24 protein-coding genes are annotated in these 24,634 nt (G+C 67.7%); 14 read left to right on the forward strand and 10 right to left on the reverse strand.

All coding sequences use genetic code 11. The features are described 5' to 3' along the window. Positions 1 to 2: 2 nt before the first annotated feature. The 6 genes from U0177_RS09280 to U0177_RS09305 all read right to left on the reverse strand — a co-directional run bounded on the left by U0177_RS09280 (position 3) and on the right by U0177_RS09305 (position 6,990). On the reverse strand, positions 3 to 1,238 hold the full coding sequence (locus tag U0177_RS09280) for a vWA domain-containing protein (protein WP_409570330.1): 1,236 nt from the start codon (positions 1,236 to 1,238) through the stop codon (positions 3 to 5). A gap of 150 nt (positions 1,239 to 1,388) precedes the next feature. Then, entirely contained in the window at positions 1,389 to 2,054 is a 666-nt protein-coding gene (locus tag U0177_RS09285; RefSeq protein ID WP_409570331.1) for a MerR family transcriptional regulator, read from the reverse strand. Positions 2,055 to 2,060: 6 nt separating this feature from the next. Further along, entirely contained in the window at positions 2,061 to 3,077 is a 1,017-nt protein-coding gene (locus U0177_RS09290; RefSeq protein WP_409570332.1) for an NAD-dependent epimerase/dehydratase family protein, read from the reverse strand. Positions 3,078 to 3,318: 241 nt separating this feature from the next. Further along, positions 3,319 to 4,389: an alpha/beta hydrolase gene (locus tag U0177_RS09295; protein ID WP_409570333.1), complete on the reverse strand. Its 1,071-nt coding sequence runs from the start codon at positions 4,387 to 4,389 to the stop codon at positions 3,319 to 3,321. Positions 4,390 to 4,466: 77 nt separating this feature from the next. Continuing rightward, positions 4,467 to 5,228: an alpha/beta fold hydrolase gene (locus tag U0177_RS09300; RefSeq protein WP_409570334.1), complete on the reverse strand. Its 762-nt coding sequence runs from the start codon at positions 5,226 to 5,228 to the stop codon at positions 4,467 to 4,469. 232 nt (positions 5,229 to 5,460) lie between these two features. Next, positions 5,461 to 6,990 (reverse strand): acyl-CoA synthetase, encoded by a 1,530-nt coding sequence (locus U0177_RS09305; protein ID WP_409570335.1) that lies wholly within the window; start codon positions 6,988 to 6,990, stop codon positions 5,461 to 5,463. 420 nt (positions 6,991 to 7,410) lie between these two features. On the opposite strand from U0177_RS09305, the gene U0177_RS09310 reads away from it, so the two are divergent. Continuing rightward, positions 7,411 to 7,947: a histidine phosphatase family protein gene (locus U0177_RS09310; protein WP_409570336.1), complete on the forward strand. Its 537-nt coding sequence runs from the start codon at positions 7,411 to 7,413 to the stop codon at positions 7,945 to 7,947. Positions 7,948 to 8,026: 79 nt separating this feature from the next. Here the strand turns inward: U0177_RS09310 and U0177_RS09315 are convergent, their stop codons facing one another. Further along, the gene (locus U0177_RS09315; RefSeq protein WP_409570337.1) at positions 8,027 to 8,818 is read right to left on the reverse strand and encodes an endonuclease III domain-containing protein; all 792 of its coding nucleotides are present in this window, start codon (positions 8,816 to 8,818) and stop codon (positions 8,027 to 8,029) included. Positions 8,819 to 8,920: 102 nt separating this feature from the next. After that, positions 8,921 to 10,318, reverse strand: coding sequence for an amidophosphoribosyltransferase (gene purF, locus U0177_RS09320; RefSeq protein WP_409570338.1), 1,398 nt, complete (start codon positions 10,316 to 10,318; stop codon positions 8,921 to 8,923). A gap of 191 nt (positions 10,319 to 10,509) precedes the next feature. Here purF and U0177_RS09325 point away from each other — a divergent pair, with 191 nt between their 5' ends. The 13 genes from U0177_RS09325 to can all read left to right on the forward strand — a co-directional run bounded on the left by U0177_RS09325 (position 10,510) and on the right by can (position 22,595). Next, on the forward strand, positions 10,510 to 11,439 hold the full coding sequence (locus U0177_RS09325; protein ID WP_409570339.1) for a glycosyltransferase family 2 protein: 930 nt from the start codon (positions 10,510 to 10,512) through the stop codon (positions 11,437 to 11,439). A 13-nt stretch (positions 11,440 to 11,452) separates the two neighbouring features. Next, the gene (locus tag U0177_RS09330; RefSeq protein ID WP_409570340.1) at positions 11,453 to 12,388 is read left to right on the forward strand and encodes an ABC transporter permease; all 936 of its coding nucleotides are present in this window, start codon (positions 11,453 to 11,455) and stop codon (positions 12,386 to 12,388) included. Positions 12,389 to 12,694: 306 nt separating this feature from the next. Beyond that, on the forward strand, positions 12,695 to 13,948 hold the full coding sequence (locus tag U0177_RS09335) for a polysaccharide ABC transporter ATP-binding protein (protein WP_409570341.1): 1,254 nt from the start codon (positions 12,695 to 12,697) through the stop codon (positions 13,946 to 13,948). Between the two features lie 21 nt (positions 13,949 to 13,969). Next, a complete protein-coding gene (locus tag U0177_RS09340; protein ID WP_409570342.1) occupies positions 13,970 to 14,656 on the forward strand; it encodes a hypothetical protein in 687 nt (228 codons plus the stop codon). Positions 14,657 to 14,659: 3 nt separating this feature from the next. Continuing rightward, a complete protein-coding gene (locus tag U0177_RS09345; protein WP_409570343.1) occupies positions 14,660 to 15,427 on the forward strand; it encodes a DUF268 domain-containing protein in 768 nt (255 codons plus the stop codon). Then, entirely contained in the window at positions 15,424 to 16,158 is a 735-nt protein-coding gene (locus tag U0177_RS09350; RefSeq protein WP_409570344.1) for a class I SAM-dependent methyltransferase, read from the forward strand. Before U0177_RS09345 ends, U0177_RS09350 begins: the two co-directional genes overlap by 4 nt. A 105-nt stretch (positions 16,159 to 16,263) precedes the next feature. Next, positions 16,264 to 17,325 (forward strand): NAD-dependent epimerase/dehydratase family protein, encoded by a 1,062-nt coding sequence (locus U0177_RS09355; protein WP_409570345.1) that lies wholly within the window; start codon positions 16,264 to 16,266, stop codon positions 17,323 to 17,325. Then, the gene (locus U0177_RS09360) at positions 17,322 to 18,347 is read left to right on the forward strand and encodes a glycosyltransferase (protein WP_409570346.1); all 1,026 of its coding nucleotides are present in this window, start codon (positions 17,322 to 17,324) and stop codon (positions 18,345 to 18,347) included. Before U0177_RS09355 ends, U0177_RS09360 begins: the two co-directional genes overlap by 4 nt. 32 nt (positions 18,348 to 18,379) lie before the next feature. Then, positions 18,380 to 19,420: a glycosyltransferase family 2 protein gene (locus U0177_RS09365; protein ID WP_409570347.1), complete on the forward strand. Its 1,041-nt coding sequence runs from the start codon at positions 18,380 to 18,382 to the stop codon at positions 19,418 to 19,420. A gap of 5 nt (positions 19,421 to 19,425) precedes the next feature. Further along, positions 19,426 to 20,688, forward strand: a complete 1,263-nt coding sequence (locus U0177_RS09370) for a glycosyltransferase family 4 protein (RefSeq protein WP_409570348.1) — start codon at positions 19,426 to 19,428, stop codon at positions 20,686 to 20,688. 186 nt (positions 20,689 to 20,874) lie between these two features. Continuing rightward, complete coding sequence (locus tag U0177_RS09375) at positions 20,875 to 21,369, forward strand: hypothetical protein (protein ID WP_409570349.1); 495 nt, start codon at positions 20,875 to 20,877, stop codon at positions 21,367 to 21,369. A 16-nt stretch (positions 21,370 to 21,385) separates the two neighbouring features. Beyond that, on the forward strand, positions 21,386 to 21,769 hold the full coding sequence (locus U0177_RS09380; RefSeq protein ID WP_409570350.1) for a YbgC/FadM family acyl-CoA thioesterase: 384 nt from the start codon (positions 21,386 to 21,388) through the stop codon (positions 21,767 to 21,769). Between the two features lie 166 nt (positions 21,770 to 21,935). Continuing rightward, complete coding sequence (gene can, locus U0177_RS09385) at positions 21,936 to 22,595, forward strand: carbonate dehydratase (RefSeq protein ID WP_409570351.1); 660 nt, start codon at positions 21,936 to 21,938, stop codon at positions 22,593 to 22,595. Positions 22,596 to 22,652: 57 nt separating this feature from the next. Here can and U0177_RS09390 read toward each other — a convergent pair whose 3' ends face one another. Both U0177_RS09390 and U0177_RS09395 read right to left on the reverse strand, forming a co-directional pair. Then, positions 22,653 to 23,900, reverse strand: coding sequence for an MFS transporter (locus U0177_RS09390; protein ID WP_409570352.1), 1,248 nt, complete (start codon positions 23,898 to 23,900; stop codon positions 22,653 to 22,655). A 7-nt stretch (positions 23,901 to 23,907) separates the two neighbouring features. Next, positions 23,908 to 24,546: a TetR/AcrR family transcriptional regulator gene (locus U0177_RS09395; RefSeq protein ID WP_409570353.1), complete on the reverse strand. Its 639-nt coding sequence runs from the start codon at positions 24,544 to 24,546 to the stop codon at positions 23,908 to 23,910. Positions 24,547 to 24,634: the final 88 nt, after the last annotated feature.

A 24,634-nucleotide genomic window follows, 5' to 3' on the forward strand; every position in this document is an offset into this window, starting at 1 on the left:
CGCTACTTGCGCGATTGGCGTGCCTGATAAGCCGCAAAATGCGTCGCTTTGCGCTGGCCTTCGCTCATACCATCGCCCATCTGCTCGGCCAGCGCGCTGTACTGCGCGGCAGCAGGCGCGGCCAAGTACGGCGCAGCTGCGGCCAGCGACTGCAGCAGCAGCGCCCGCGCCTGCCCAGGCTGGCCGGCCCGCTCGAGCCGCAGCGCCCGCACTGTGCTGGCCGCAAGCTCAATTTCGCTCGCGCGCCGCAGCAGCTCCTCGGCCAGCGGCAGGCGCAATACGTCGGCCTCGGGCGCATAGCTGAACGCCACGGTAGCCTCAACGGTAGCCGTCCGGCCATCGAGATCGGCGTAGCACAGTGTGCCGGCGAGCGCCACGCTCGCACCCGACGCGTCCGGCGGTGTCAGTACCCGCGTGTAAAGCAGGCGCCGCTCACCAGCGCACAGATCGCCCAGGAAGATGCGGAGGCGGTCGCCCACGCGCTCGTGTGGCAAGTCGCCCAGCAGCTCAACCGTGACACCGCGCGGTACGGTGATCGTGACAAACACCTCGCGCACTACTACCGTCAGTAATTCGCCCAGCTCGCGGCGAAATACTTCGGCGATCTGCTCGGCCCGCTCGATATAGTAGAAGTGCCCGCCGCCCTGTTCGGCCAGCGCGGCCAGCAGCTGCTCGTTGAACCCAAGGCCAACGCCGAATGCCGATGTCGCCACGCCGCGCACGCGCAGCTCGCTGGCGTGGTGGGCCAGTTCTTCGACGTCGGTGATACCGCGGTTCGCCAGGCCATCGGTGAGCAGCAGCGCGCGGTTGACACCAGCGCTCGATTGGTAGGCCGCAACCTCGTGGCAGCCGGTGACCCAGCCACCCGACAGGTCGGTCCATCCGCCGGGCCGCAGCGCATCGACCGCGCGCTTCAGGACATCGCGCTGCGCCGCCGTCACCGGCGTGCTCCTGGCCACCAGCGATACCTGGTCGTCGTAGGCGACAAGTGCGACGCGGTCGCGCTCGTCGAGCAGATCGAGCACATACTTCGCGGCATGCTGCACATTCCGCAGCTTCTCGCCCTGCATCGAGCCGCTGCGATCGAGGATCAGCGCAATATTGAGCGGCGCGCGATTGGCATGGCGCGGCAGCTCAGCCGCGCTGATCGCCCACTCGACGGTGCGCTGCGACGATACCTCGCACGCCACCAGGCGCCGGTCGGCGCTTGCGGTAAGCTTCAGTACTTGCTCGTCCATGGTGCCCTCCTCAGGTAGCATATTCGCTTGATTACTGACACTTTGGTGGGGGTTTGGGGGCGGCGAAGCCGCCCCCAGCTTATTGTGTTGCACTACGTGGCTTCGCCACGTAGTGCAACACGATCTAGAAGTGATCGAGCGAACAGCGTATTAGGAGCTTTCGCGCCCGAACAGCGTGCGCCCAAACGCGATCAGGCGCTCAACCGCGCGGCGCTGCTGGTCGTTCAGTGGCTCGCGTATGTGCAGCTCAACCCCTGGCTCAATCGTGATCCGCCGCCACTGGTCGGCATCTGCGATCGCCATTTCGGCGCGCGGCGCCTGTAGCGCGACCGCCAGAGCCGGAGCGGGCGCCGGCATCTCGGCGAGCCGGTGTGGTGGCATCGGCTGAGCAGGCGCTGCGGCGGCCAGGTTGGCCTGGGGCTGCGCGACGCTACCGCAAGGCGGCGCTCCAGGCAGCTGATAGGGCAGCGGCGCCTCGGCCAGCTGCTGGCGTGCCGGAGCGCTCAGCAGCCGTGCGACGTACTCTGCGGCGCTGTCGGGCGGGGGTGGCGGCTCTTGCTGCCCCAGTAGCGTGCGGATCTCATCGGCCGACAGATGCTCGATCCGCGCTTTGATCGCGCCGAGCGGCAAATAGCCCGCTTTCAGCTGGCCGATCAGCCGGAGTCGCAGCAAATGCTCGGGGCTATACAGCGCGTACTGGCCGCGCGCGTCGGGCCGCGGCAGCAGCCCTTCGGCGGTGTAGTAGCGAATGGTGCGCGGCGTGACTCCAGCCAGCTCGGCGAGCTCGCCAATAGTATAGAGTGTTTCCTCGGCCATGCCCGCCTACCCTCCGCGCGCGTGCCAGGCGCCGAGCAGCTCGCGCTCGCGCGCGGGGCCGATGCCGGCGCGCCACTGGTGCTCGGCCCCACGCGCCGCGCACCAGGCCAGCGTGTCGCGCACCGTCGCGGCAAGCTCGCGAAACGCCAGCCCCGCGCTCAGCGCCTTCGAGCAGCTGACGCTGCCAAAGCCAAGCGTGTCGGCGTCGCTGCTGGGGATCCACAGCGGCAGACCGACCCACGGCTCAACCCCCTGCTCGAGCAGAAATTCTTCGCTAACCCAGGTGAAGCGCGCGTCGCCGCCCGCCGCCGCGCGGCATGTTTCCAGCAGCTGCTCAAAGCCAAGCGGCGTGGCTGGGCCAGTAGCATTGTAGACGCCAGCCTGGCGCGCCTCGACCTGCTGGATCGTCCAGGCCGCAAGGTCGCGCGCGTCGATCAGCTGCACCGGCCGGCCAGGCGGCTGTGGCGCCAGCACCTCGCCGCCGCGCGCGACCCGATCGACCCAGTAGGTGAAGCGGTCGCTCGGATCGTGCGGGCCAACGATCAGCCCCGGGCGGATGATCAGCGCCCGCTCGCCGAAAACGCGTGAAACTTCGGCCTCGCACTGCGCTTTGAGCGGGCCGTATGTTTCGCCCGTCACATCTTCCACGGTCGGATCATCGAGCGTCGCCACCGGCACGTGCTCGTCGATGCCGGCCACACGAAAATGCGGGTAGACCGAGATGGTGGAGATAAACGTGTAGTGTGCCGCACCGGCAAGCGCTTCGGCGGCGGCGCGCACCACGCGCGGCACGTAGCCGCTAGTGTCGATCACCGCATCCCAATGCCGGGCGCGCAGTTGCGCCAGCCCGCGCCCCGCATCCTGGCTCGGGTCGCGGTCGCCGCGCAGCTTCTCTAGCTCGGGAAACAGATCGGCGTTGTGCTGGCCGCGATTAAACAGCACCACGCTGTGCCCGCGCGCCACTGCAGCTTCGACCAGATGCCGGCCTAAGAAAACTGTGCCACCAATGATTAATAGCTGCATAACACTCCATTGACAGCAATGCTGTTATTTAGCTGTAATTATAGCAGTGTGACGTTCAGCTGTCAATAGGCTGTTACACCAATTCTGTTTTGTGATGCCCTGCCTGGCGAAGCCGAGCAGGGCATCACAAAAAGAAATTCGGGGGCGGCAAAGCCGCCCCCGAACCCTCACCATGCAGCACCAAGGGCGGCTTTGCCGCCCCCGACCCTAGCATAAAGCAAGCGATCAGCCGGGTTTGGTACTACGAGGCGCGCGCCAGATGCTCGGCCAGCAGCGCATTGAACTCAGCCGGCTTCTCGATATACGGCGTATGGCCGACATCCGCGAACACCTGCTCGCTGAACCAGCCGCCATTCGCCTGGTACGCTTCCAGCACGGCGCGCGTCTGGCTCACCATTGGCTGCTGCGGGTAAACTTCGTCGCCCGGCCAGCCCGGCACGATGCCGAACTTGCCCAGGGTGCCGAACTCAAAAAACGAATTATCCGACACGATCTGGTCGTCGGCGCCGCGCACCCACAGCACCGGCGGCTTGGGGCTGGCAGCCACGAAGCGCTGCACGCTGTCGCCGACATACTTTGGCGACATTGCGTTCACCGGACCAAGCACGCCTGGCGCGATCCCGGGCCAGTTGGCCGAGGCCACGAAATCGCCGGGGTACTTGTCGGAGCCGACCTTCTCGCTCAGCAGCGACGACAGCAGATCTTCCTCGCGCGCCGGGCGGAACGGCGGCTTCCAGTAGAAGCTGTTCATCACCACGCGCGGCGAGCCCTGCGGGTTATCGGTGCTGCGGTCGCCCTCGCCAAGCAGGCGCGCGAACTCGGGGTTCACTACGCCGCCGCCTGAGCCGGCAAAATCATCGTAGCAGGGCGCGCCGTCTAGCCCTTTGCTGCCGCCAAAGCCGTAGGGCGAGCCGGGCGCGGCCAGCGTGGCCGTCAGCACGCGCGCGGGCGCGGCGGCGATCAGGCTGAACACGATCGCGCCGCCCAGCGAGTGCCCGACTACATGGAAGCGCTCGATACCGAGCGTGTCGACAAGGCTCAGCAGGTCGTCGACCCACTCGTCGAGGCCGCGCGTCGCGTCGAGCAGCTTGTCCTCGGTGTCGCCATAGCCGCGCAGGTCGGGCGCGATGGCGCGGAAGCCAGGCGGCAGCGCCAGCATGGTTTCTTCCCAATAGGTGGACGACGAGGCGTTGCCGTGGATGAACAGCACCGGGGTGCCATCGCCTGGCCCGCTGAATAGCGCGTGCGTGGTAATACGTGGGGTGTCGATCATCTGCGAGGTGACGCCGGGAAGAGTTGGGATGCTGCCCACTGTGGTGCTCCTTCTGCTGTTGTGGCTTGGTGCGGTGCGGCTAGCCGGCCGCTTCTATTTCCAATGATGTCCTAATCCTATCGAATGTGCGCCAGCAGCGCGGCCACGAACTGATCGGGCGCCTCGATAGGTGGCGAGTGGCCGACGCCTGGCAGTACGATGCGGCGGCAGCCCAACGCCTCGGCCGCGCGCGCCGACACCGCGTCGGTCACCAGGATGTCGTGCTCGCCGGCCAGCACCAGCGCACGCGCGCCGGCGGCACGTAGCCGCCTGCCCGGCCGCCACTCGGCCAGCGCCGGCAGGTTGCCAAGCACAGCTGCGAGCCGCTGCTGGTGCCCTTCGGCCACCAGCCGCCGCCAGTACGCGTCGTCGGCCACGGCCGGCGCAATCGCCTTCAGCGCCTGGGCAAACATGGCCGGGTCGGCCTTCAGCGCGCGCTGTCGCGCCTCGGCGCCTTCAGGCAGCGGCATCCCATCGACCCAAGGCGGCGCCACTGCCACGAGCGTGCGCGCGCGCTCGGGCTGCTCGAGCGCGAGCTGCAGCACCACCGCGCTGCCAAGCGAATGGCCCACCAGGTGCGCGCTCGCGAGCCCCAGCGCATCCATAAACGCGGCAAGGTCGGCGGCCAGCGCGGCCACGCTGTAGCTCGAATCAGGCCCGGCGGTCTGGCCGCGCCCGCGCATATCGTAGGCCAGGCCGCGCCAGCCCTGCGGCAAGCGCGCCAGCGCCGGCTCCCACCAGCTGGCGCTAGCCCAGTTGCCATGCACAAACACGATCGGCTCGCCCGCGCCGTGCTCGAGGTAGTGCACGCGCAGGTCGCCAGCATCGACAAACGGCATCACGCCCTCGCTCTGTTCTGATTTGACAAGATTTACGCGGTCGCCTGCGATATGGGCTTGTTGTGCCTGCGGCAGCATGGTACTGTTCTTTCCTTTGTGCTGAGATGTTGGCGCTTTGCGCCACAATCTCAGCACCATCCATGAAAAAGTACCGCTCTGCCGAAGGCAAAAACGCGCACCGCGTAAGTCCTGTGATTTGACCGCCCTCTCGCCGCAGCGAGGAATAGCCGGGCTATGCGCCGTAGCGGCGCTGCAGCTCAAGCTTATCGACCTTGCCCGCGCCGGTGCGCGGCAGCTCGGGCGCCAGCACCACGCGCTTAGGGATCTTGTAGCGCGCCAGGCGCTCGCGGCAGAAGGCGAGCAGCTCGTCTTCGGCCAGCGCGCTGCCCGGCCGCGCCACCACCACCGCACGGCCAACCTCGCCCCAGGCGGCGTCGGGCACGCCGATCAGCGCGGCTTCGGCCACGGCCGGGTGCGCGGCCAGCACATTCTCGACTTCGGCCGGGTAGATGTTTTCGCCGCCCGAGATAATAACATCTTTCAGCCGCCCGACGATCCAGTGGCAGCCCTCGGCGTCGCGCCGCGCCAGGTCGCCGGTGTGCAGCCAGCCATTCACGATCGCGCTGGCGGTATCGTCGGGCCGGTTCCAGTAGCCGGCGCACATGTGCGGCCCGCGGATCAGCAGCTCGCCCGGCTCGTCGGCCGCGCACTCGCGCCCGTCGGGGGCTACAATGCGGGTGTCGATGTGCATCAGCGGGAAGCCGACCGCCCCAGGCTTGCGGCGCACGTCGGCGCGCGGCAGCCAGAAGGTGTTTGGCCCGGCCTCGGTGAGGCCATAGCCGGTCTTGAAGTCGACGCCGCGCTCCCAGAAACGCTCGAACACCGGCAGCGGGCAGGGCGCGCCGCCGCTGATCACCAGCTTCAGCCGGCTCCAATCGGCCTCGGGCCAGCGCGCGTGCTGCTGCAGCGCGATGAACATCGTCGGCACGCCAAAGAACAGCGTCACGCCCGCGTCGCGCACCAGGTCGTACACCTGGTCGCAGTCGAAGCCACGGCAGACGATCGAGGTGCCGCCGATGTGTACGAGCGGCGCGGTGAACACGTTCAGGCCGCCGGTATGGAACAGCGGGGCATTCAGAATGGCGACATCATCGGGCGCGAGGCCCCAGCTGGTGTTGGTGTTGATCGCGTTCCACGTGATCGCGCGGTGGGTCAGCAGCGCGCCCTTGGGCAGGCCGGTGGTACCGCCGGTATAGCAGATCACCCACGCGTCATTCCAGCCCACATCGACCGGCGGTGGCGGCGCGTCGGGCAGCGCGTCACGCTCGGCGAATGGCGTGTCGGCGGGGTGGGCGAGCGCCGGGCCAAGCGCCACGAACCGCACGCCGGGCGCCTGGCTGCGCAGCGCCTCGGCCTGGGCCGCGAAGTCGGGGCCGTACACGAGGGCGCGCGGCTGGGCGTCGGCGATCAGCGCGGCCAGCTCGGGCGGGGTGAGGCGCCAGTTCAGGTTCTGCAGGATCGCGCCAAGCTTGCCGCAGGCGAACCAGATATCGAGGTACTCGGCGCAGTTGTGCGCCAGCACGGCCACGCGATCGCCCTTGCGCACGCCCAGGCGCGCGCGCAGCAGCGCGGCCGTGCGGTTGGCCGCGCGATTCCACGCGCGGTATGTCACCAGCCGTCGCTCGCCGCCGGCCAGATCGACCAGCGCGACTTTATCGGGGCTGAGCTGCTCGCGATGCCCGAGCCAATCGCCAATAACCATTGCCTATGGCCTCGCGGTTGGTGTAAACAAGGATGCCAATCTTCGGCCACACCGGGCTTGTGAGCTGCGCTCGCCCGGATGGCTGCCGAGCTTGCGCACCGTGCGACACGCGAGCGCCGCCAAAGGCGGTGCAGGGCGCGCGTGATAGAAGAGGTGCTTCATACTATACCAGAAAAACCGGCCAAGCCAGTTACACGATTTTCTGCTACAATACCGCCGGCGGCAGCCACGTGGCTGCCGCCTTTACAGTGTGGTGGGGCCTGGGGCGGCTTCGACGCGCCAAAACATTGCTTATACCGCGCGATGAAGCACATTGCGCTTTATCGAGCGGCACAAAGCATGTGAAATCTTGGAGGACTAAGGCCCTCCAAACCTCGCAGGATTGTAAAGCTCAAACTATCACCCAAGTGACGAAAGAGCATGCTTGAAGAACTGTACCTGGTGCGCCACGCCGCGCCCGACCGCACCAGCGCGGTGCCGTACCACACGCCGCCCGGCCCGCCGCTGACGCCCATCGGCGAGCGCGAGGCCGAGCAAACCGGCGCCTGGCTGCGCGGCCGCGGGATCGAGCGGCTGCTGGCGTCGCCATTCATCCGCACCCGCCAGACGGCCGAGGCGATCGCGCGGGCGCTGGAGCTGCCGATCGTGTTCGCCGAGGGGCTGCGCGAGGGCGCGCCGGGCGAAAAGATGAACCAGATCCGCGCGCGCACCGCCGAGGTGCTGGCGCAGCTCGACGACAGCCAGCTGCGGCGGGTGGCGCTGGTGAGCCACGGCGCACCGATCCGCTCGCTGCTCGAGCACACCTCCAACGACCGGATCGACCTCAAGCCACACGTTTACGACAATGGCAACTGCGCGCCAACCGCTGCGGTGTGGTATGGCCGGCGCGGCGAGCATGGCGCATGGCTATGGGAGCTGGCGTTCCGGCCGAGCCCGGATGCTGCTGCTCCTTTATAGCTACACTGCCCCAGCGAGCACACAGCGGCGGGGCGGCTTGCCGCCCCGCCGCTGCGCCGATCTCCTCGCTCTGGCGCCTTCAGCCCCTCGGGTGGTACGACGCGCACATGGCGCGCAGCGGGCAGCCCGCGCACTCAAGGCAGTGCTCGGCACACTTGCGCGGGTCGACAAACGCGCGCCGCAAGCCCGGCCGATCCTGGCGCGGATTGTTCGCCAGGCAGTGGTGGATGCACTCTTCGATAATCAGCGCGTGAAAATTCCAGAAAAACTCGGTGAGCGATACCGGCAGGGCAGGCACGATCGTGGTAGCCGCAGCTTCCACCAGGGTTTGCACGGTGTCGTAGGGCGCGCGGGCGAAGTCGAAGCTGGGCAGCAGGCCAAGCCGGGCCAGCAGCCGGCGCGCGTAGGCATCCACAATAAACACCGGGTGCCCGCCGGCGTAGAGCATGATCGTGTCGGCAGTCTCCTGGCCGACCCGCGGCATCGCCATCAGCTCGGCGCGCAGCGGGGCGCGCGGCTGGCGCAGCAGCGCGCCCACATCGCCGCCGTAGCGCTCGGCCAAGTAGCGCGCGATCATTTGCAGCCCAAGCGCCTTCTGCCCCTGAAACGCGCAAGGCCGGATCAGCGCGGCCAGCGCCTGCGTATCGGCCGCGGCCAGCGCCTGCGGGCGCATCAGCCCGGCCTCGTGCATCCGCACAATCGCCGCTTCAACCGTTTCCCAGCGCGTCTGCTGCACCAGCACCGCCCCCACGATCATCTCGAACTGCGGCGCATCGGTGACGATCGGCCACCAGTGCGGCTCGTGGGCGAAATGCCCCGCCAGCGCGTCGTAGAGCTTGAGCAGACGCTCGCCGAAATCGTTGTTACTCACGCAGCGTACGGCTTTCTCGAAAAGCCAAGCAGGCACGGCGACACAGAAGGCCATCGTTCCTCATCCCCGCCCCTCGCCCTCCTATCTCTCGGCCTGCCTGGCTCAACGCTCGAAGGCTTCCTTTTCCAGCAGCTGAACATCGACCGGGTACTTGCCGGTGAAGCATCCACGGCAGAAGCCGGCCTCGGCGTGGCCAGTAGCGCGGATCAGGCCCTCGAGACTGAGGTAGGCCAGGCTGTCGACGCCGAGGAAATCCTGGATCTCGGCGATGCTCATGCGGTGAGCGATCAGCTCGGGGTAGGTAGCCATATCGACGCCGAGAAAGCAGGGGTGGCGGATGGGCGGCGACGACACGCGCATATGCACCTCGCGCGCGCCGGCGTCGCGCAGCAGCCGCACGATCGGGCCCGAGGTGTTGCCGCGCACAATGCTGTCGTCGATCAGCACCACGCGCCTGCCGGCCAGGTTATCGGCCAGCGGGTTGAACTTCAGCTGGATGCCGACCTTGCGCAGCCGATCGTCGGGCTGGATGAACGTGCGGCCGATGTAGCGATTTTTGATCAGGCCCTCGCTGTAGGGGATGTTGGCCTCCTGCGCGTAGCCGATCGCCGCCGGCACGGCGCTGTCCGGCACGGGGATGACGATATCGGCATCGGCGCGCGCCTCGCGCGCCAGCTCGCGGCCCTGGGCCACCCGCGCGGCGTGCAGCGTCTGGCCGTCGATCAGGCTGTCGGGGCGGGCAAAGTAGATATACTCAAACAAGCACATCGCGCGCTTGGGCGCAGGCATGCGCGCCACCGTGCGCGGGCCGCCCTCGCCCACCGCGACGATCTCGCCGGGCTCGATCTCGCGCACCAGCTGGGCGCCAATCGTTGCGAGCGCGCAGCTTTCAGAGGCCACAACCCAGCCCTGCTCGCCCAGCCGCCCGATGCACAGCGGGTGTAGGCCCCACGGGTCGCGCACGGCGTACAGCTGGTCGCGCGTCAGCACCGTCAGGCAGTAGGCGCCCTGCGCACGCACCATAAACACGCGCAGCTTCTCGTCCCAGCTGCGGCCCTCGCCGCCCGCCAGCATCTGGGTGATCACTTCGCTGTCGCTGGTGGAGGTGAGCCCGACGCCGCGATGCAGCAGCTCCTGGCGCAGATCGTGGGCATTGGTGAGGTTGCCGTTGTGGCCCACCGCCAGCGGCCCAAGCGCGCTCTCGACGACAAAAGGCTGGGCGTTTTGCAGCTTCGACGAGCCGGTGGTCGAGTAGCGCGTATGGCCGATCGCCAGCTGGCCGTGCAGCGGCCGCAGGCTGGCTTCGTCGAACACCTGGGCCACCAGGCCCATCTCTTTGTGCATGCTGATGCGCCGCCCGTCCGATACGGCGATGCCGGCGCTTTCCTGGCCGCGGTGCTGCAACGAGTACAGGCCAAAAAACGTCAAACGCGCCACGTCTTCGTCGGGCGCGTAGATGCCGAAAATGCCGCATTCGTGCTGGGGTTTGTCGTCGATCATCACCTGATTCCTCGTGCGGCGCGCCCGCAGCGCGCAGACGGGCCAATAGCAGCTGGCAAACCAACACTGGGGTGCCGCCCATTATAGCACTGTTGCGGCTGCCAGTGCGGCGCGCTCAGCCGAAAAACGCCGCCCGGTGGTATCATAACAAGTGCCCGGCGACACGCGCCGGCGCGATAGCTGAGGCTTCCGTGAACCAACCGACCGACACAGCCTGGGCGCCGCTGGTATCGCTGATCGTGGTGACGTACAACAGCGCCGCGCTGGCGCCGGGCTGCCTGGCCGCGCTGGACGCCGCCGAGTACGCGCCCCGCGAGCTGATCGTCGTCGACAACGCCTCGGCCGACGGCACGGCCGCGCTGGTGGCCGCGCGCTTCCCGCAGGCGCGCCTGCTGGCCAACCGCGAAAACGTCGGCTTCGGGCGGGCATGCAACCAGGGTGCGCAGGCGGCGCGCGGCGAGCTGCTGGTGTTTCTCAACCCCGACGTGACGGTAACGCCAGGCTGGCTGGCGGCGCTCACGCGCCACCTGGCCGCGCACCCCGACGCCGCGATCATCTGCCCAACCACGCTCTACCCCGACGAGCCGCCGCCGCGCGCGGCCACGCTAGTGGCCGAGACCGCCGCAGTGCCCGGCTGCGCGCTCGCGATCCGGCGCGCGGCCTGGCAGCAGCTGGGCGGCTTCGACGAGCGCTTCTTCCTCTACTGGGAAGACACCGACCTGTGCTGGCGCGCCTGGCTGCTGGGCTGGCGCGTGCTCGAAGACTTCGAGGCGCTGGTGTACCACCCGCGCGGCGGCAGCGGCGGCGGCGCCCGCTGGGACGCCGAGGCCACGAAAAATAGCCTGCGCACCTACCTGAAAACCATGCGCTGGCGGCGGGCCGTACCTTTCGCCGTGGCGCTGGCGTTGAAAACAGTGGCAAAGATCGTGCTACGCCGCCAGCTAGATCTGCCGGGCGCGTGGCTGTGGAACTGGCGCCACCTGGGCGAGACGCTAGCACTGCGCCACGAGCTAGCCCGCGCGCGGCGCGGCGACCCGGCGCGGCTCGAGCGCCTGATCGACGCCCACACCCGCCGTGGCAGGCGCGCGCGGCGCGCACGGCATCAGCACGCTGGATCGTGATATAATGCATCCTATGGCCGACAACTCCGACAACATCGTGCGGGCGCGCAGCCGCCCAACAGCCGAATCTCCGCTGCCAAACACCAGCCCGCACCTCGCACCCACCGCCCCTAGCGGCGCCGGCGAGCCGCCGCTGATTCGCATCCAGCCATCGCGCGGCTGGATCGCGCTGCGGCTGCGCGAGCTATGGTTCTACCGCGAGCTGATCTACTTCCTGATCTGGCGCGACGTGAAGGTGCGCTACAAGCAGACGGCGCTGGGCGCGGCATGGGCGATCATCCAGCCATTCTTCACCATGGTGGTGTTCGCGCTATTCTTCGGCGCGCTCGGCGGCTTCGATAAAACCGTGCCGATCAACTATTCGATCTATACCTACGCCGCGCTGGTGCCCTGGACGTTCTTCGCCAACGGGCTGAGCCAGTCGTCGAACAGCCTGGTGGGCAACGCCAACCTGATCAAAAAAGTCTACTTCCCACGGCTGGTAGTGCCGATCGCCTCGGTGCTCTCGGGCGTCGTCGATTTCGTGCTGGCGTTTGTGGTGCTGCTGGGCATGATGGTGTACTACCAGGTGGCGCCGACATTTAATGTGCTGTGGCTGCCGCTGCTGCTGCTGCTGGCGCTCGTCACCGCGCTAGGCGTGGGCCTGTGGCTCTCGGCGCTGAATGTCGAGTTTCGCGACGTGCGCTATGTCGTGCCGTTTCTGATCCAGATCTGGCAGTTCGCCAGCCCGATCGCCTACCCCAGCAGCATCGTGCCCGAGCGCTGGCGCGCGATCTACGGCGTCAACCCGATGGTCGGCGTAGTCGAGGGCTTTCGCTGGGCGCTGCTCGGCACTGGCGCGGCGCCCGGCCTGATCGTGCTGGTGTCGACGCTGGCGGCCCTCGCCATCCTGGTGAGCGGGGCGTTCTACTTCCGGCGGATGGAGAAGAATTTCGCGGATGTGGTGTAAGCGCTGCAGGTTGCAAGTTGCAGGGAGAATGCCGAGCGCCTCACCCGCCTGACTTACAGGACTTATGCGGTGCGCGTTTTTGCCTTCGGCAGAGCGGTACTTTTTTATGGATGGTGCTCAGATGTTGGCGCAGAGCGCCAACATCTGAGCACAAAAGAAAGCGAAATACCCTGCTGCCGCAGGCAGAAGGAGCCTATATCGCAGGCGACCGCGTAAGTCCGCTCATTTACAAACATGCGAACAAAATTCGATAGGCTGTACAAGCTGGCTGAACCCGGAAACTTGCAAACCGCCTAACAAAACTATATGTCGGACATAGCCATCAGCGCCCACGGCCTGGGCAAGCAATTCACAATCGGCGGCCCGCAGGAGCGCTACAAAACGCTGCGCGACACGCTGGCCGACATGGCGCTGGCGCCGGTGCGCGGCGCGCGCGCGCTGCTGCGCGGCCAGGCCCGCCCACGGCCGCGCACCGAGTCGTTCTGGGCCCTGCGCGACGTGTCGTTCGAGGTGCGCCGCGGCGAGGTGGTGGGCATCGTCGGGCGCAACGGCGCCGGCAAGAGCACGCTGCTGAAGGTGCTCTCGCGCATCACCGAGCCGACCGAGGGCTACGCCGAGCTGCGCGGCCGCGTCGGCACGCTGCTCGAGGTTGGCACTGGCTTCCACCCCGAGCTGACCGGCGGCGAGAATATTTTTCTCAACGGCACCATTCTGGGCATGCGGCGCGCCGAGATCGAGCGCAAGTTCGACGAGATCGTCGAGTTCGCCGAGGTCGAGCGCTTTATCGACACGCCGGTGAAGCACTACTCCAGCGGCATGTACCTGCGCCTGGCCTTTGCCGTCGCCGCGCATCTCGACCCCGAGATCCTGATTGTCGACGAGGTGCTGGCGGTTGGCGATGCGCAGTTTCAAAAAAAGTGCCTGGGCAAGATGGAAGACGTGGCCAACGCCGGCCGCACCGTGCTGTTCGTGAGCCACAACATGGCCGCCGTGCGCACGCTCTGCAGCCAGACGATCATGCTGAAGGGCGGCCAGGTCGCGGCGATCGGTCCGACCGACCAGGTGATCGCACAGTACCTGGCGTCGAGCGCGGCCGACCTGGCGCCGCAGGTCGAGCTGCCGGCATCCGGCGCCGGCGCGCCTGGCACCGCGCTCAGCTTGGGCTTTACAACGCCCGCCGGCCAGCCGCAGGCCGAGTTCAGGCTTGGCGAGCCCTGGAATATCACGCTGGAGTTCGAGCTGCACAAGCCGCTCGGCCAGGTGACTGCCGCGGTCGGCATTGTGACGATCGACAGCATCCCGGTGATCACCTACTGGTCGCAGCCGAAAGATCTGCCGGCCGGGCGCTACCGCGTGGCCTTCTGCTGCGACCTGCCGCTTGGGCCGTCGGAGCTGCAGTTCGCAGTCGGGCTTTCGACGCACGGGCGGCCATTCTACTACGTGCCCGGCCTGGGCCACGTGTCGGTGAGTGAGATCGCGGCGGGCGAGCAGCCGATCAGCCCGGCGCGCGGCGGCCTGATGTTGAACGCGCGCAAGTACGAGATCGAAGCGGCTGGCTAGCGCGCAAGGTGATGTGGTTGTATGGGTAATATCCGGCAAGGCCCGCCTGAGGCGATCGTGCTACACCTGCTGCGCCAGTACCACGTGGCGCTGTTCGTCGAAACCGGCACCTTTCTCGGCAACACCGCGCGCTGGGCCAGCCAGCACTTTCGCCAGGTGTTCACGATCGAGTTCGCCGAGCCGATCTACCAGCAGGCGCTGGCGGCGCACGGCCATGTGCCGCAGATTACACTGCTGTTCGGCCATACCCGCGAGCAGCTGGCGGCGCTGCTGCCGCGGCTGGGCGCGCCAGCGATCTTCTGGCTCGACGCGCACTGGAGCGATGGCGCCACCTACGGCGCGAACGACGAGTGCCCGATCCTCGACGAGATCGCGATCATCCTCGGCGACCAGGAGCAGCACTTTATTCTGATCGACGACGCGCGGCTGTTTTTGGCGCCGCCGCCGCAGCCGCACCAGGCCACGCAGTGGCCCGATATCGCGGCGGTGCTGCGCGCGCTCGACGCGCGGGGCCGGCGCTACACAGTTGTGCTCGAAGACGTGATCATCTCGGCGCCGGCCGCCGCCGAGGCCGAGCTGCGCGGCTACTTTCAGCACTACACCACCGCGCAGCTCCGCCAGAGCCAGCCGCGCCGGCCCGGCCTGCTGGCGCGCGCACGGCAATCGTACCGGCAGGCGGCGCGCGCGCTGCTGCCAAAGCGCAAGTAACCTATGCTCCAGGCGATTTTGCACAATCCAGCGGCGCGCCAGCTGCTTGGCATGCTGAAGCTCGCGCGCGCCTACCCAGAATTCCGCCGCGACTTCGCGCGCTACCAGCGGCTGGCCGGGCCGTCGCCGCGCTTCCCGGCGCGCTGGGCCGAGCGCCACGCGTTTCTGCTCGACCGCACCGCCCGCACACCCTTCGACCGCCACTACACCTACCATCCCGCCTGGGCCGCGCGCGTCCTGGCGCGCACCCGCCCGGCGCTGCACGTCGACATCTCGTCGACCCTGCACTTCAGCGCGATTGTGTCGGCGTTCGTGCCGGTGCAATTTTACGACTACCGCCCGGCCGACCTGAGCATGGACAACCTCAGCTCGCACTTCGCCGACCTGCTGGCGCTGCCGTTTGCCGACGCGAGCGTCGAGTCGATCTCGTGCATGCACACCGTCGAGCACGTCGGCCTCGGGCGCTACGGCGACCCGATCGACCCCGACGGCGACCTGAAGGCGATCGCCGAGCTGAAGCGCGTGCTGGCGCCGGGCGGCTCGCTGCTGTTCGTCACGCCGGTCGGCCGGCCGCGCCTGGTGTTTAACGCACACCGCATCTACGCCTACGACCAGGTGCTAGAAGCGTTCGCCGGGCTGGCGCTGCGCGAGTTCGCGCTGGTGCCCGACCACGCGCGCGACGGCGGGCTGATCGTGCCGGCCACCCGCGCCCAGGCCGACGCGCAGGCGTACGGCTGCGGCTGCTTCTGGTTTGTAAAGGAGCGCGCATGAGCGTCGGCACACAGAACGAATCGACCCGCGTGGCCTGGATCGCCCAGACGCTGCAGAAGATCCCGGCCGGCGCGCGCTTGCTCGACGCCGGTGCCGGCGAGCGGCAGTTCGAGCGCTTCTGCGGCCACCTGCGCTACGTGGCGCAGGACTTCGCGCAGTACGACGGCCAGGGCAACGGCGTCGGGCTGCAGACCGGCCGCTGGGACCAGAGCAAGCTCGACATCGTGAGCGACATCGCGCGCATCCCCGAGCCCGACGGCGCCTTCGACGCGATCATGTGCACCGAGGTGTTCGAGCATATCCCGCACCCGGCCCAGGCCATGGCCGAGTTCGCGCGGCTGCTGCGGCCCGGCGGCTTTCTGCTGATCACCGCGCCATTCTGCAGCATTACGCACTTCGCGCCCTACCATTTCTACACCGGCTTCAGCCGCTATTTCTACGATCACTACCTGGCGCAGCACGATTTCGAGCTGCTCGATTTCCAGCGCAACGGCAACTACTTCGAGTACATCGGCCAGGAGCTGCGGCGGGTGCCGCGCGTGGCCGGGCAGTACGCCGGCGGCGGCCTGCGCCTGTGGGAGCGAGTGGCCTCGCGCGTGCTGCTGCGCGCGCTGGCGCGCCTCTCGGCCGCCGACACCCGCTCGGCCGAGCTGCTGTGCTTCGGCTGCCACGTGTTTGCGCAAAAGCGCGCAACCGTAGCGCAGGGCAGAGATAGTGATCCTGTGGGGTGACCCGGGCGCATCAGCAAGACCGACTGTTCTCCGCTCTACGCCCACTCGCTCTGCGCTCTGCTAGGGTCCGCGGCGGCGCTGCCGCGCGGCAGAATGAGGAATTGTATGGCATCAGTGATACTCGTCACCGGCTCGGCCGGCCTGATCGGCAGCGAGGCGGTGCGCTTCTTCCACGCCCAGGGCTACGAGGTGGCCGGCATCGACAACGATATGCGCGCCTATTTCTTCGGGCAAGAGGCCAGCACCGCCTGGAACTTGCGCCGGCTGCAGGCCGATTGCCCGCGCTACCGCCACTACGCCTTTGATATCCGCGACCGCGACCAGCTCGGTGCGCTGTTCGGGCACTACGGCCACGAGATCGCCCTCGTGATCCACACCGCCGCGCAGCCCTCGCACGATTGGGCCGCGCGCGAGCCGCTGACCGACTTCACCGTCAATGCCAACGGCACGCTGCACCTGCTTGAGGCCACCCGCCAGCACTGCCCCGAGGCCGTGTTCATCTTCACCAGCACCAACAAGGTGTACGGCGATACGCCGAATAAGCTGCCGCTGGTCGAGCACGAGCAGCGCTGGGAGGTGCGCGACGACCACCCGTTCGCGGCCCACGGCATCGACGAGACCATGAGCCTCGACCAGACCACCCACAGCCTGTTTGGCGTCAGCAAAGTCGCCGCCGATATGCTCGCGCAGGAGTATGGCCGCTACTTCGGCCTGAAGACCGGGCTGTTCCGTGGCGGCTGCCTGACCGGCCCGGCCCACAGCGGCGCCGAGCTTCACGGCTTCCTGGCCTACCTGGTGCTGTGCGCGGTGAAGGGCAAACCCTACACGATCAACGGCTACAAGGGCAAGCAGGTGCGCGACAACATCCACAGCCACGATCTGATCGCGGCGTTCTGGCAGTTCTTCCAGCGGCCGCGCGTTGGCGAAGTGTACAATATGGGCGGGTCGCGCTACGCCAATGTGTCGATCCTCGAGGCGATCGCCAAGATCGAAGAGCTGAGCGGCCACCGGCTGCGCTATACGCTGAGCGACCAGGCGCGCAAGGGCGACCACATTTGGTACGTCAGCGATGTACGCAAGTTCCAGCGCCACTACCCCGAGTGGCACTACACCTACACGATCGACCAGACGCTGGCAGAAATGATTGAGACGGCCAAGAAGCGATGAAGATTCTGTCGTGCACATCGTACTACTACTACGGCCAGACACGCGGCGTCGAGCCGCAGTTCTACTACCTGTACAAGGTGCCGCAGGCGCGCGGCCACCAGGTCGATTTCTTCGACTGGCTCACCGCCGCGCGCGTCGGCCCCGAGCAGCTGAGCCGCGCGTTCCTGGCGATGGTGCGTGGCGGCGGCTACGACGCGGTGTTTGTGGCTACCCACCGCGACGAGTTCAGCCAAGAGACGCTGGCCGAGGCCGGGCGGCACTGCCCGATCATCGCCTGGAACAGCGACGACGAGTGGCGCTGGGCGAGCTACTCGCAGCCGCGCGCTGCCTGGTACACGTTTATGGTCACCAATAGCCCCGAGGTGTATGCCCAGCACAAAGCCGCCCACCCGAACCTGCTGCACGCCCAGTGGGCCTGCACCGGCTTCTGGGATGGCCGCGCAGCGACCAAAGATATCGACTTTAGCTTTGTGGGCCAGGTGTACGGCAGCCGCGCCGCGCAGATCGGCTGGCTGGCGCGCCGAGCAGGGCTGAAGACCTACGGCAAAGGCACGCGCACCTACCTGTTCGACGAGCCGCGCCCGGCGTCGCCGCTGAAGCGCGCGCGCCGCGCCGTGCAGCAGAATGTGCTGAAGTACGCGCTGCCAACGCTGGCCGACGAGCTCAGCACGATCAGCTTCGAGCAGGTGAATGCGCTCTGGAATCGCTCGAAGATCTCGTTCACGCCGCTCGACAGCTCGCAGCAGAATGTCCGCCAGATCAAAAGCCGTGTGTTCGACATGGGCCTGAGCGGCACGCTGATGCTGGCGCACCGCGCGCCGTCGCTCGATACCTACTACGAGCCGGGCAAAGAGTATATTCCGTTTGAAACGCTCGAGGAGTGTGCCGAGCTGGCGCGCTTCTACCTAAAGAACGAGCCGGCACGCGCCAAGATCGCCGCCGCCTACGCCCGCCGCACCGAGGCCGAGCACATGTGGCACCAGCGCATCGACCACGTGCTGCAGGCCGCCGGGCTGGCCTGAGGCGCCAGAGCTACGTTTGGGCTACATCGCAAATGCACTCTTTCGATACCACAGCTCCCCCGGCGGTTTCGGTTGTGATGCCGGTGTACAACGCCGCCGCTCACCTGGCCGCCGCGCTCGATAGCCTGCTGGCGCAGACATTTGCCGAGTTCGAGCTGATCGCGCTTGACGACGCCTCGACCGACGGCAGCGACGCGCTGCTCGCGGCGTATGCCGCGCGCGACGCCCGGCTGCAAGTGGTGCGCGGCGAGCGCAACGCCGGCGTGATCGCGCGCCTGAACCAGGGCTTCGAGCTGGCGCGCGGCCGCTACCTGGCGCGCATGGACGCCGACGACATCTGCATGCCCGAGCGGCTGGCCCGCCAGGTTGCGCTGCTGGACGCCCAGCCCGGCGTGGCGGTGTGCGGCAGCTGGGTGGCGACATTCGGCGACGCGCCGGCGCGCGTCGAGCGCTACCCCATCGCCGATGCCGCGATCCGCTGCGAGCTGCTGTTTCGCAACGTGCTGGCGCACCCTGCCTGTATGCTGCGCGCCGCGATCGTGCGGCGCGAGGCGCTGCGCTACGACAGCGCATTCGAGCACGCCGAAGATTACGCCATGTGGCTGCGGCTCGCCAAGCACGGCGCGCTGGCGAACATTCCCGAAGTGCTGCTGCGCTACCGCGTGCACGCCGCGCAAATAGGCCAGCGCCAGCGCGCCGCCCAGAATGCCGCCGCCGCGCGCGTGCGTGTGCTGCTCTTGCGCGCGCTTGGGCTCGAGCCCAGCGCCGCCGAGCAGACCGCCCACGAGGCGCTCAGCACCGCGCGCTTCACGCCCACGCGCGCGCTCGTGGCCGCCGCCGACGCCTGGCTGCAGCGCATGCTGGCGGCCAACCAGCGCGCCGGCACCTACGCCGAGCCCGAGCTACGGCGCGCAATCGGCCGGCGCTGGTACACCCTCTGCCGGCTCTCGGCTGCGCTCGGCCCGTGGGTGTGGTGGCAGTTTCAGCGCTCGCCGCTGCGCGGCGCCGCCGAGGTCGATCTCGCACGCCAGGCCATGTTTCTGCTCAAGTCGCTGGCGCGCTCGCCCAATTGAACGCTATGAACGTCACATTTTGCGCCTACGATAGCCCTAACCATATTGGCGGGCCAAACACCGTGATGCGCCGGCTGCTGCCCGCGCTGCGCGGGCCGGGGCTCGCGCCACGCGCGCTGCTGCTGCGCACCGCCGGGCGCGCCGATGGAGCTACCGCGCTGGCGCTCGGCCGCGGCGGCGTGCCCACCACGCAGATCGCCCGCCCTGCATCCACCGAGGCGCTGCTGCACGCGCTGCTGCACGACCTCGACGCCCACGCCGCCGATGTGCTCGCGCCCGATTATGTCGCCCCGGCGTACTACGCCACGCGCTGGCTGCGCCCGGCCGGCATCACCACCATCGGCACTATCCACGGCGACGACGCCTTCTACGACGCGCTGATCGACGAGTTCGTGGCCGGGCCGCCCGAGTACCGCCTCGACGGCCTGGTGTGCGTGTCGCGCTTTGTCGAGGCACGCGTGCGCGCCAGGCTCGGCGGCCGCGCCACCACCACGATGATACGCTGCGTCACCTCGGGCACGCCGCTGCCGCGCGAGCAGGCGCAGCCGCCTGGCGAAGAAATGCGCCTGGTGTACGTCGGGCGCCTGGCCGAGACGCACAAGCGCTCGCTCGACGTGGCCCGCGCGATCTGCCGGGCTGTGCGCGCCGTGCCCGGGACCAGCGGCGCGCTCTATGGCGACGGCCCCTCGCGGCGCATGGTGCAGGATCTGCTCGCCGTCGAAGGTGCGGGGCTGCCGGTGCGCCTGGCCGGCAGCGTCGACAACCAGCAGATCCAGGCCGAGCTGCTGCGCAGCCACGTGCTCGTGCTGCTCTCGGACTCGGAGGGGCTGCCCATGGCCGTGATGGAAGCGATGGCCTGCGGGGTTGTGCCGATCTGCCTGAGCACCCCGACTGGCGCGCTCGAGCTGGTGCAGCACGGCATCACCGGGCTGCTCGTCGACGATCGCGAGGACGCGTTTGTGGCCGCAGTGCGCCGCCTGCGCGAAAGCCCTGAGCTGTGGCTGCAGCTGTCGCACGCGGCCCGTGCGCGCATCGCCGCCGGCTATACCCCCGAGCATAGCGCCGCCCAGTGGCGCGCCTTCGCCGACGAGCTGCGCGAGCGCGCCGGGCCGCGCCGGCCAATCGCCGTGCCGGCGCGCTTCGACCTGCCGCCGCCGCGCCCGAGCCTGGCGCACCTCGACGAGCGCGCGCTCGCGCCGCATCTCGCGCTGCTGCGACGCGCCCGCCGCCTGATTGGCGCGCTTCGCCGCCGCGCACGGGGCGGCTAGCCCCGCCTTATCCATCTGAATCACTTGCTGTATGGTGGAGGCTCGGAGGCGGCTTCGTTGCCCCCGAAATCTCGCACACTTTGGTTGTGGTTTCTTCTCGCGTGGGTACCAATCGCTCACCAGGCTACACCCGACGATCGGCTACGATTTTGGCAGCCTGACAACAAAACACCGAGGAGTCCGACCATGTCTCGACCAACCAACCACACCACACGTAGCCGTGGCCGCGCTATGCTGGCCGTCGGCTTTCTGATCGGCGCAACCCTGCTTCTTGCGCTTGTGCTCACGCGCGGCAGCGGCGCCACGCTTCAGGCCGCCTACCCCCCGGCCGCACCGGCGCCCGCGCCACACTTCGTCGACGTCTCGCGCCAGACTGATGCGTCGATGCGTACGCTAGTCATTGGCTCGGCAACCGACCAACTGCCCGGCACCAGCAATGCCGAGGGCTTCCTGATGGCAAACCTGCGCACCGGCATGCTGCCCGATGGCGCCGCCACCGCCCTTGTGCTTTCCGACGCCAACTGCGACCCCGATAAGGATGGTGTCTCGCACTGCCTGAACCAGCTGCAGATCGGTACGTCGGTTGTGACTGTGCAGCACCACCACCAGATGCACCTGGTGCCATGCCTCACGCCGGGCGAGACGGTAAAGCTCATGCCGCTGGCGGCGTACCAGGGCTGAAGGAGCGGACTGCCAGATGGAAAATCGGGTGACCTACACGGTGTACTATGAAGACACCGATAGCCTCGGCGTGGTATATTACGCCAACTACCTGAAGTATCTCGAGCGCGGGCGAACCGAGCTGGTCGGCCAGTTCGGCCGCCCGATTCGCGAGTGGAACGCCGACGGCTACTACTTCGTTGTGTACGGCATGACGATCAAGTTCCGCCGGCCGGCCGAGCTGAGCGATCACGTCGATGTCGTCTCGGCTATGACGCTCGAGTCGCCATTCCGCGCGCTGTTCCACCAGCGGATCGAGCGCGCGGGCGCCACGCTGGTCGAGGCCGATGTTGAAGTCGTGTGCCTCGGCCGCAACCGGGCGATTCAAGAGTTCCCGGCCGAGCTGCGGCCTGGTTCTTGATACTATACCGCCTATAGCGCTCGCCCTGGCGGCTGCGCGGCCGCCAGGTATATTAGGCTTAATCGGAAACAGGGGAGCCGGAGGGACTTTGCCCCTCCGAACCTCTTTTATTTCCAATAAAGTCTATTGGCTTGGGCGGCGCGGCATACAGCGCGCGAAGAGGAGTATGGACGAAATTCAGCGCCTGCTGGCAAACAACCACGCCTGGGCCTCGCAGATGAAGGCCGAAGACCCGGCATTTTTCGAGCGGCTCAGCGCCCAGCAGGCCCCGGCCTACCTGTGGATCGGCTGCTCCGACAGCCGCGTGCCGGCCACCCAGCTCGTCGGGCTGCTCCCCGGCGATATGTTTGTACACCGCAATGTCGCGAATGTCGTCGTGCATTCCGACTTGAACTGCCTTTCGGTGTTGCACTTCGCCGTGGATGTGCTGAATGTGCGCCATATCATCGTGTGCGGGCACTACAGCTGCGGCGGCGTTCAGGCGGCGCTCGCCAACACGCGCTACGGCCTGATCGACAACTGGCTGCGCCACGTGCAAGACGTGCGCAACAAACACGCGCCGCTGCTGGCGAGCACTGCGCCGGCCCGCCAGATCGACACCCTGTGTGAGCTTAATGTGGTCGAACAGGTGGTAAACATCTGCCAGACTACCGTCGTCCAGCAGGCTTGGGATGCCGGTAAATCGCTGGCCGTACGCGGCTGGATCTATGGCATCGCCGACGGGCTGCTGCACGATCTCGATCTCTGCGTCACCAGCCATCAGGCGCTTCCTGTGCAGTACGATCGGGCGATCAGCCAGATCGCCGCGCGTGCCCAACGCCAATAAGGCGATCTTCCACAGGTGACACAGATTGCACAACGGTAAAGAACGTTTGAGCCAAGCCTAACGAGAGTTTCGCCCGCTTCCACGCAGAAAAAACCAATACTTGAGCCACACCCCCACAAGATAGCACGCGGCCGTAATCGCGAAGATCGGCCCAAATCCATAGCGCGCCTGGATCTGTACGCTGATCAGCGGCCCAAACAGGTAGCCCACGCCATACGCGCCGTTCAGCAACGCGATCACGGTCGGGCGCGCGGCTGCCGGCGTGCGCTCCATCGCGAATGCGTCGTACAGCGGCGCGCCCATGTTGAACAGCGCCGCGCGCCCCAGCGCCGCGCCTACCGCCAGCCCCAGCATTGGCGCCCAGCCCAGCAGCAGCAGAAACGGGATCGCCAGCGCCTCGGTGAGAACGATGGTTGGCAGCCGGCCCATCCGCCGCGCCAGCGCGGGCGCCGCCAGCGTCGCAAGGCCGGTGCACACCCCCAGCCCGGCGAAGATCAGGCCAAGCGTTTGGTCGGCTACCGCGAAGCGCTGTGTAAAGAACAGGTTCAGGTAGGGTATCAGCAGCGCCGCCCCGGCCGAGATCAGCGCCGGCGACGCGAGCAGCCGCAGCAGCGGCCCCGGCTGGCGCAGCAGCGCGCGCCATACATCGGCCGGCCCCGCCTCGGCTGTAGCCAGCGCACGGCCTGGCGACCGCGCAGCGGCCACGCGCGCCCCGCCGAGCAGCAGCAGCGGCGTGATCGACAGCAGTATTCCGGCGGCGGCCAGCACCATCGTAGCCTGGTAGGCCGGCGCGGAGCGCGCCGGTTGGCCCAGCCATGCCGCCGCCAGCGCGGGCAGCCCGCCAGCTACGAGGCTGCCCAGGCCAGCCAGGCCGATACGGATGCCGGTATTCGCGCTAAATAATCGGTCGCGCGTGGCCCCGTCGCTATGCTGCATCATAAATGGCGCTGCGCTGATGTCGAACAGCACCGCGCCCGCGCCCAGTATCACACTGGCCGCCAGCAGCGCCGCTTCGGCCGGCCATAGCGCCAGCAACAGCACGCCGGCACACTGCAGCAGCGCGCCGCCAATCAGCGCCAGGCGCAGCGGCAGGCGCCCCAGCAGCCAGAGCAGCGGCGCGCCCAGCAGCGCCGAGGCAGCGAACGCCGTGCTCGTCAGCACACCAAGGAAATCGAGCGAGAAGCCGAGCGCGAGGATAGTGATGTTGAAGAACAGGCTGAAGATCGCCAGGCTGGCGGTAAGCAGCGCGGCGTGCAGTAAGTACAGGCGGGCCGGCAAGCCAAGCCGCGCGCTTGCGTCGGTCATGGGCGGCCTACCTGGCTCGCAAACCCTGCTCAAAGATCATCGCCAGCGTCTCGGCGGCGGCCTCGGGCTGCAGCGGCGGCGCCTGGCAGCCATCTGGCCCAGCTTGGTCGAGCGGCAGCACCAGCCGGGCAAATGGCGAGTGCAGCGTGTTCACAAGCGCGAAAAACGCCCGCGCGACTGTGGCCGGGTCGAGCCGCGCATCGATCTCGCCGGCGCGCATCCCGGCGCTCACTAGCTCGATCACCGCAGCGTCGATCTGGCGTAGCCGCGCGAGCACTTCCTCACGCTGCCGGATGATCTGAAACACCTCGGGCGACCACGGGCGCGGCGCCAGCGCCCCACCCTCGATCTGCATTCGGATCACCGTGCGCAGAATAAACGTCAGCTGCTGCAGCGGCGTGCGCGGCGTCGGGTCGCTGGCGACCGCCTGCTCGACCTCATCGAAGCCGTGCATCACTGCCGCCAGCAGCAGATCTTCTTTTGTTGCAAACAGCTGGTAGAGCGTTGGCTTCGAGATCCCCGCACGGCCCGCCAGCTCGTCCATCGACATCGCGGCGTAGCCCTTTTCATTCAGCAGCGCCGCGGCGGCCTGCAGGATCTCGTCGCGCAGCAGCTGGCGCCGCCGCTCACGCAATGGAACTGTCATGCAATCATCCTTATCTCTCAATCATTCACTGGCGCAGCTGCGACGATACTATCAGTGGCCCAGTGCTGGCTCTGCACGAGCCCAGGCC

It is taken from the genome of Kouleothrix sp. (assembly GCF_046328425.1).
Classification (GTDB): domain Bacteria; phylum Chloroflexota; class Chloroflexia; order Chloroflexales; family Roseiflexaceae; genus Kouleothrix.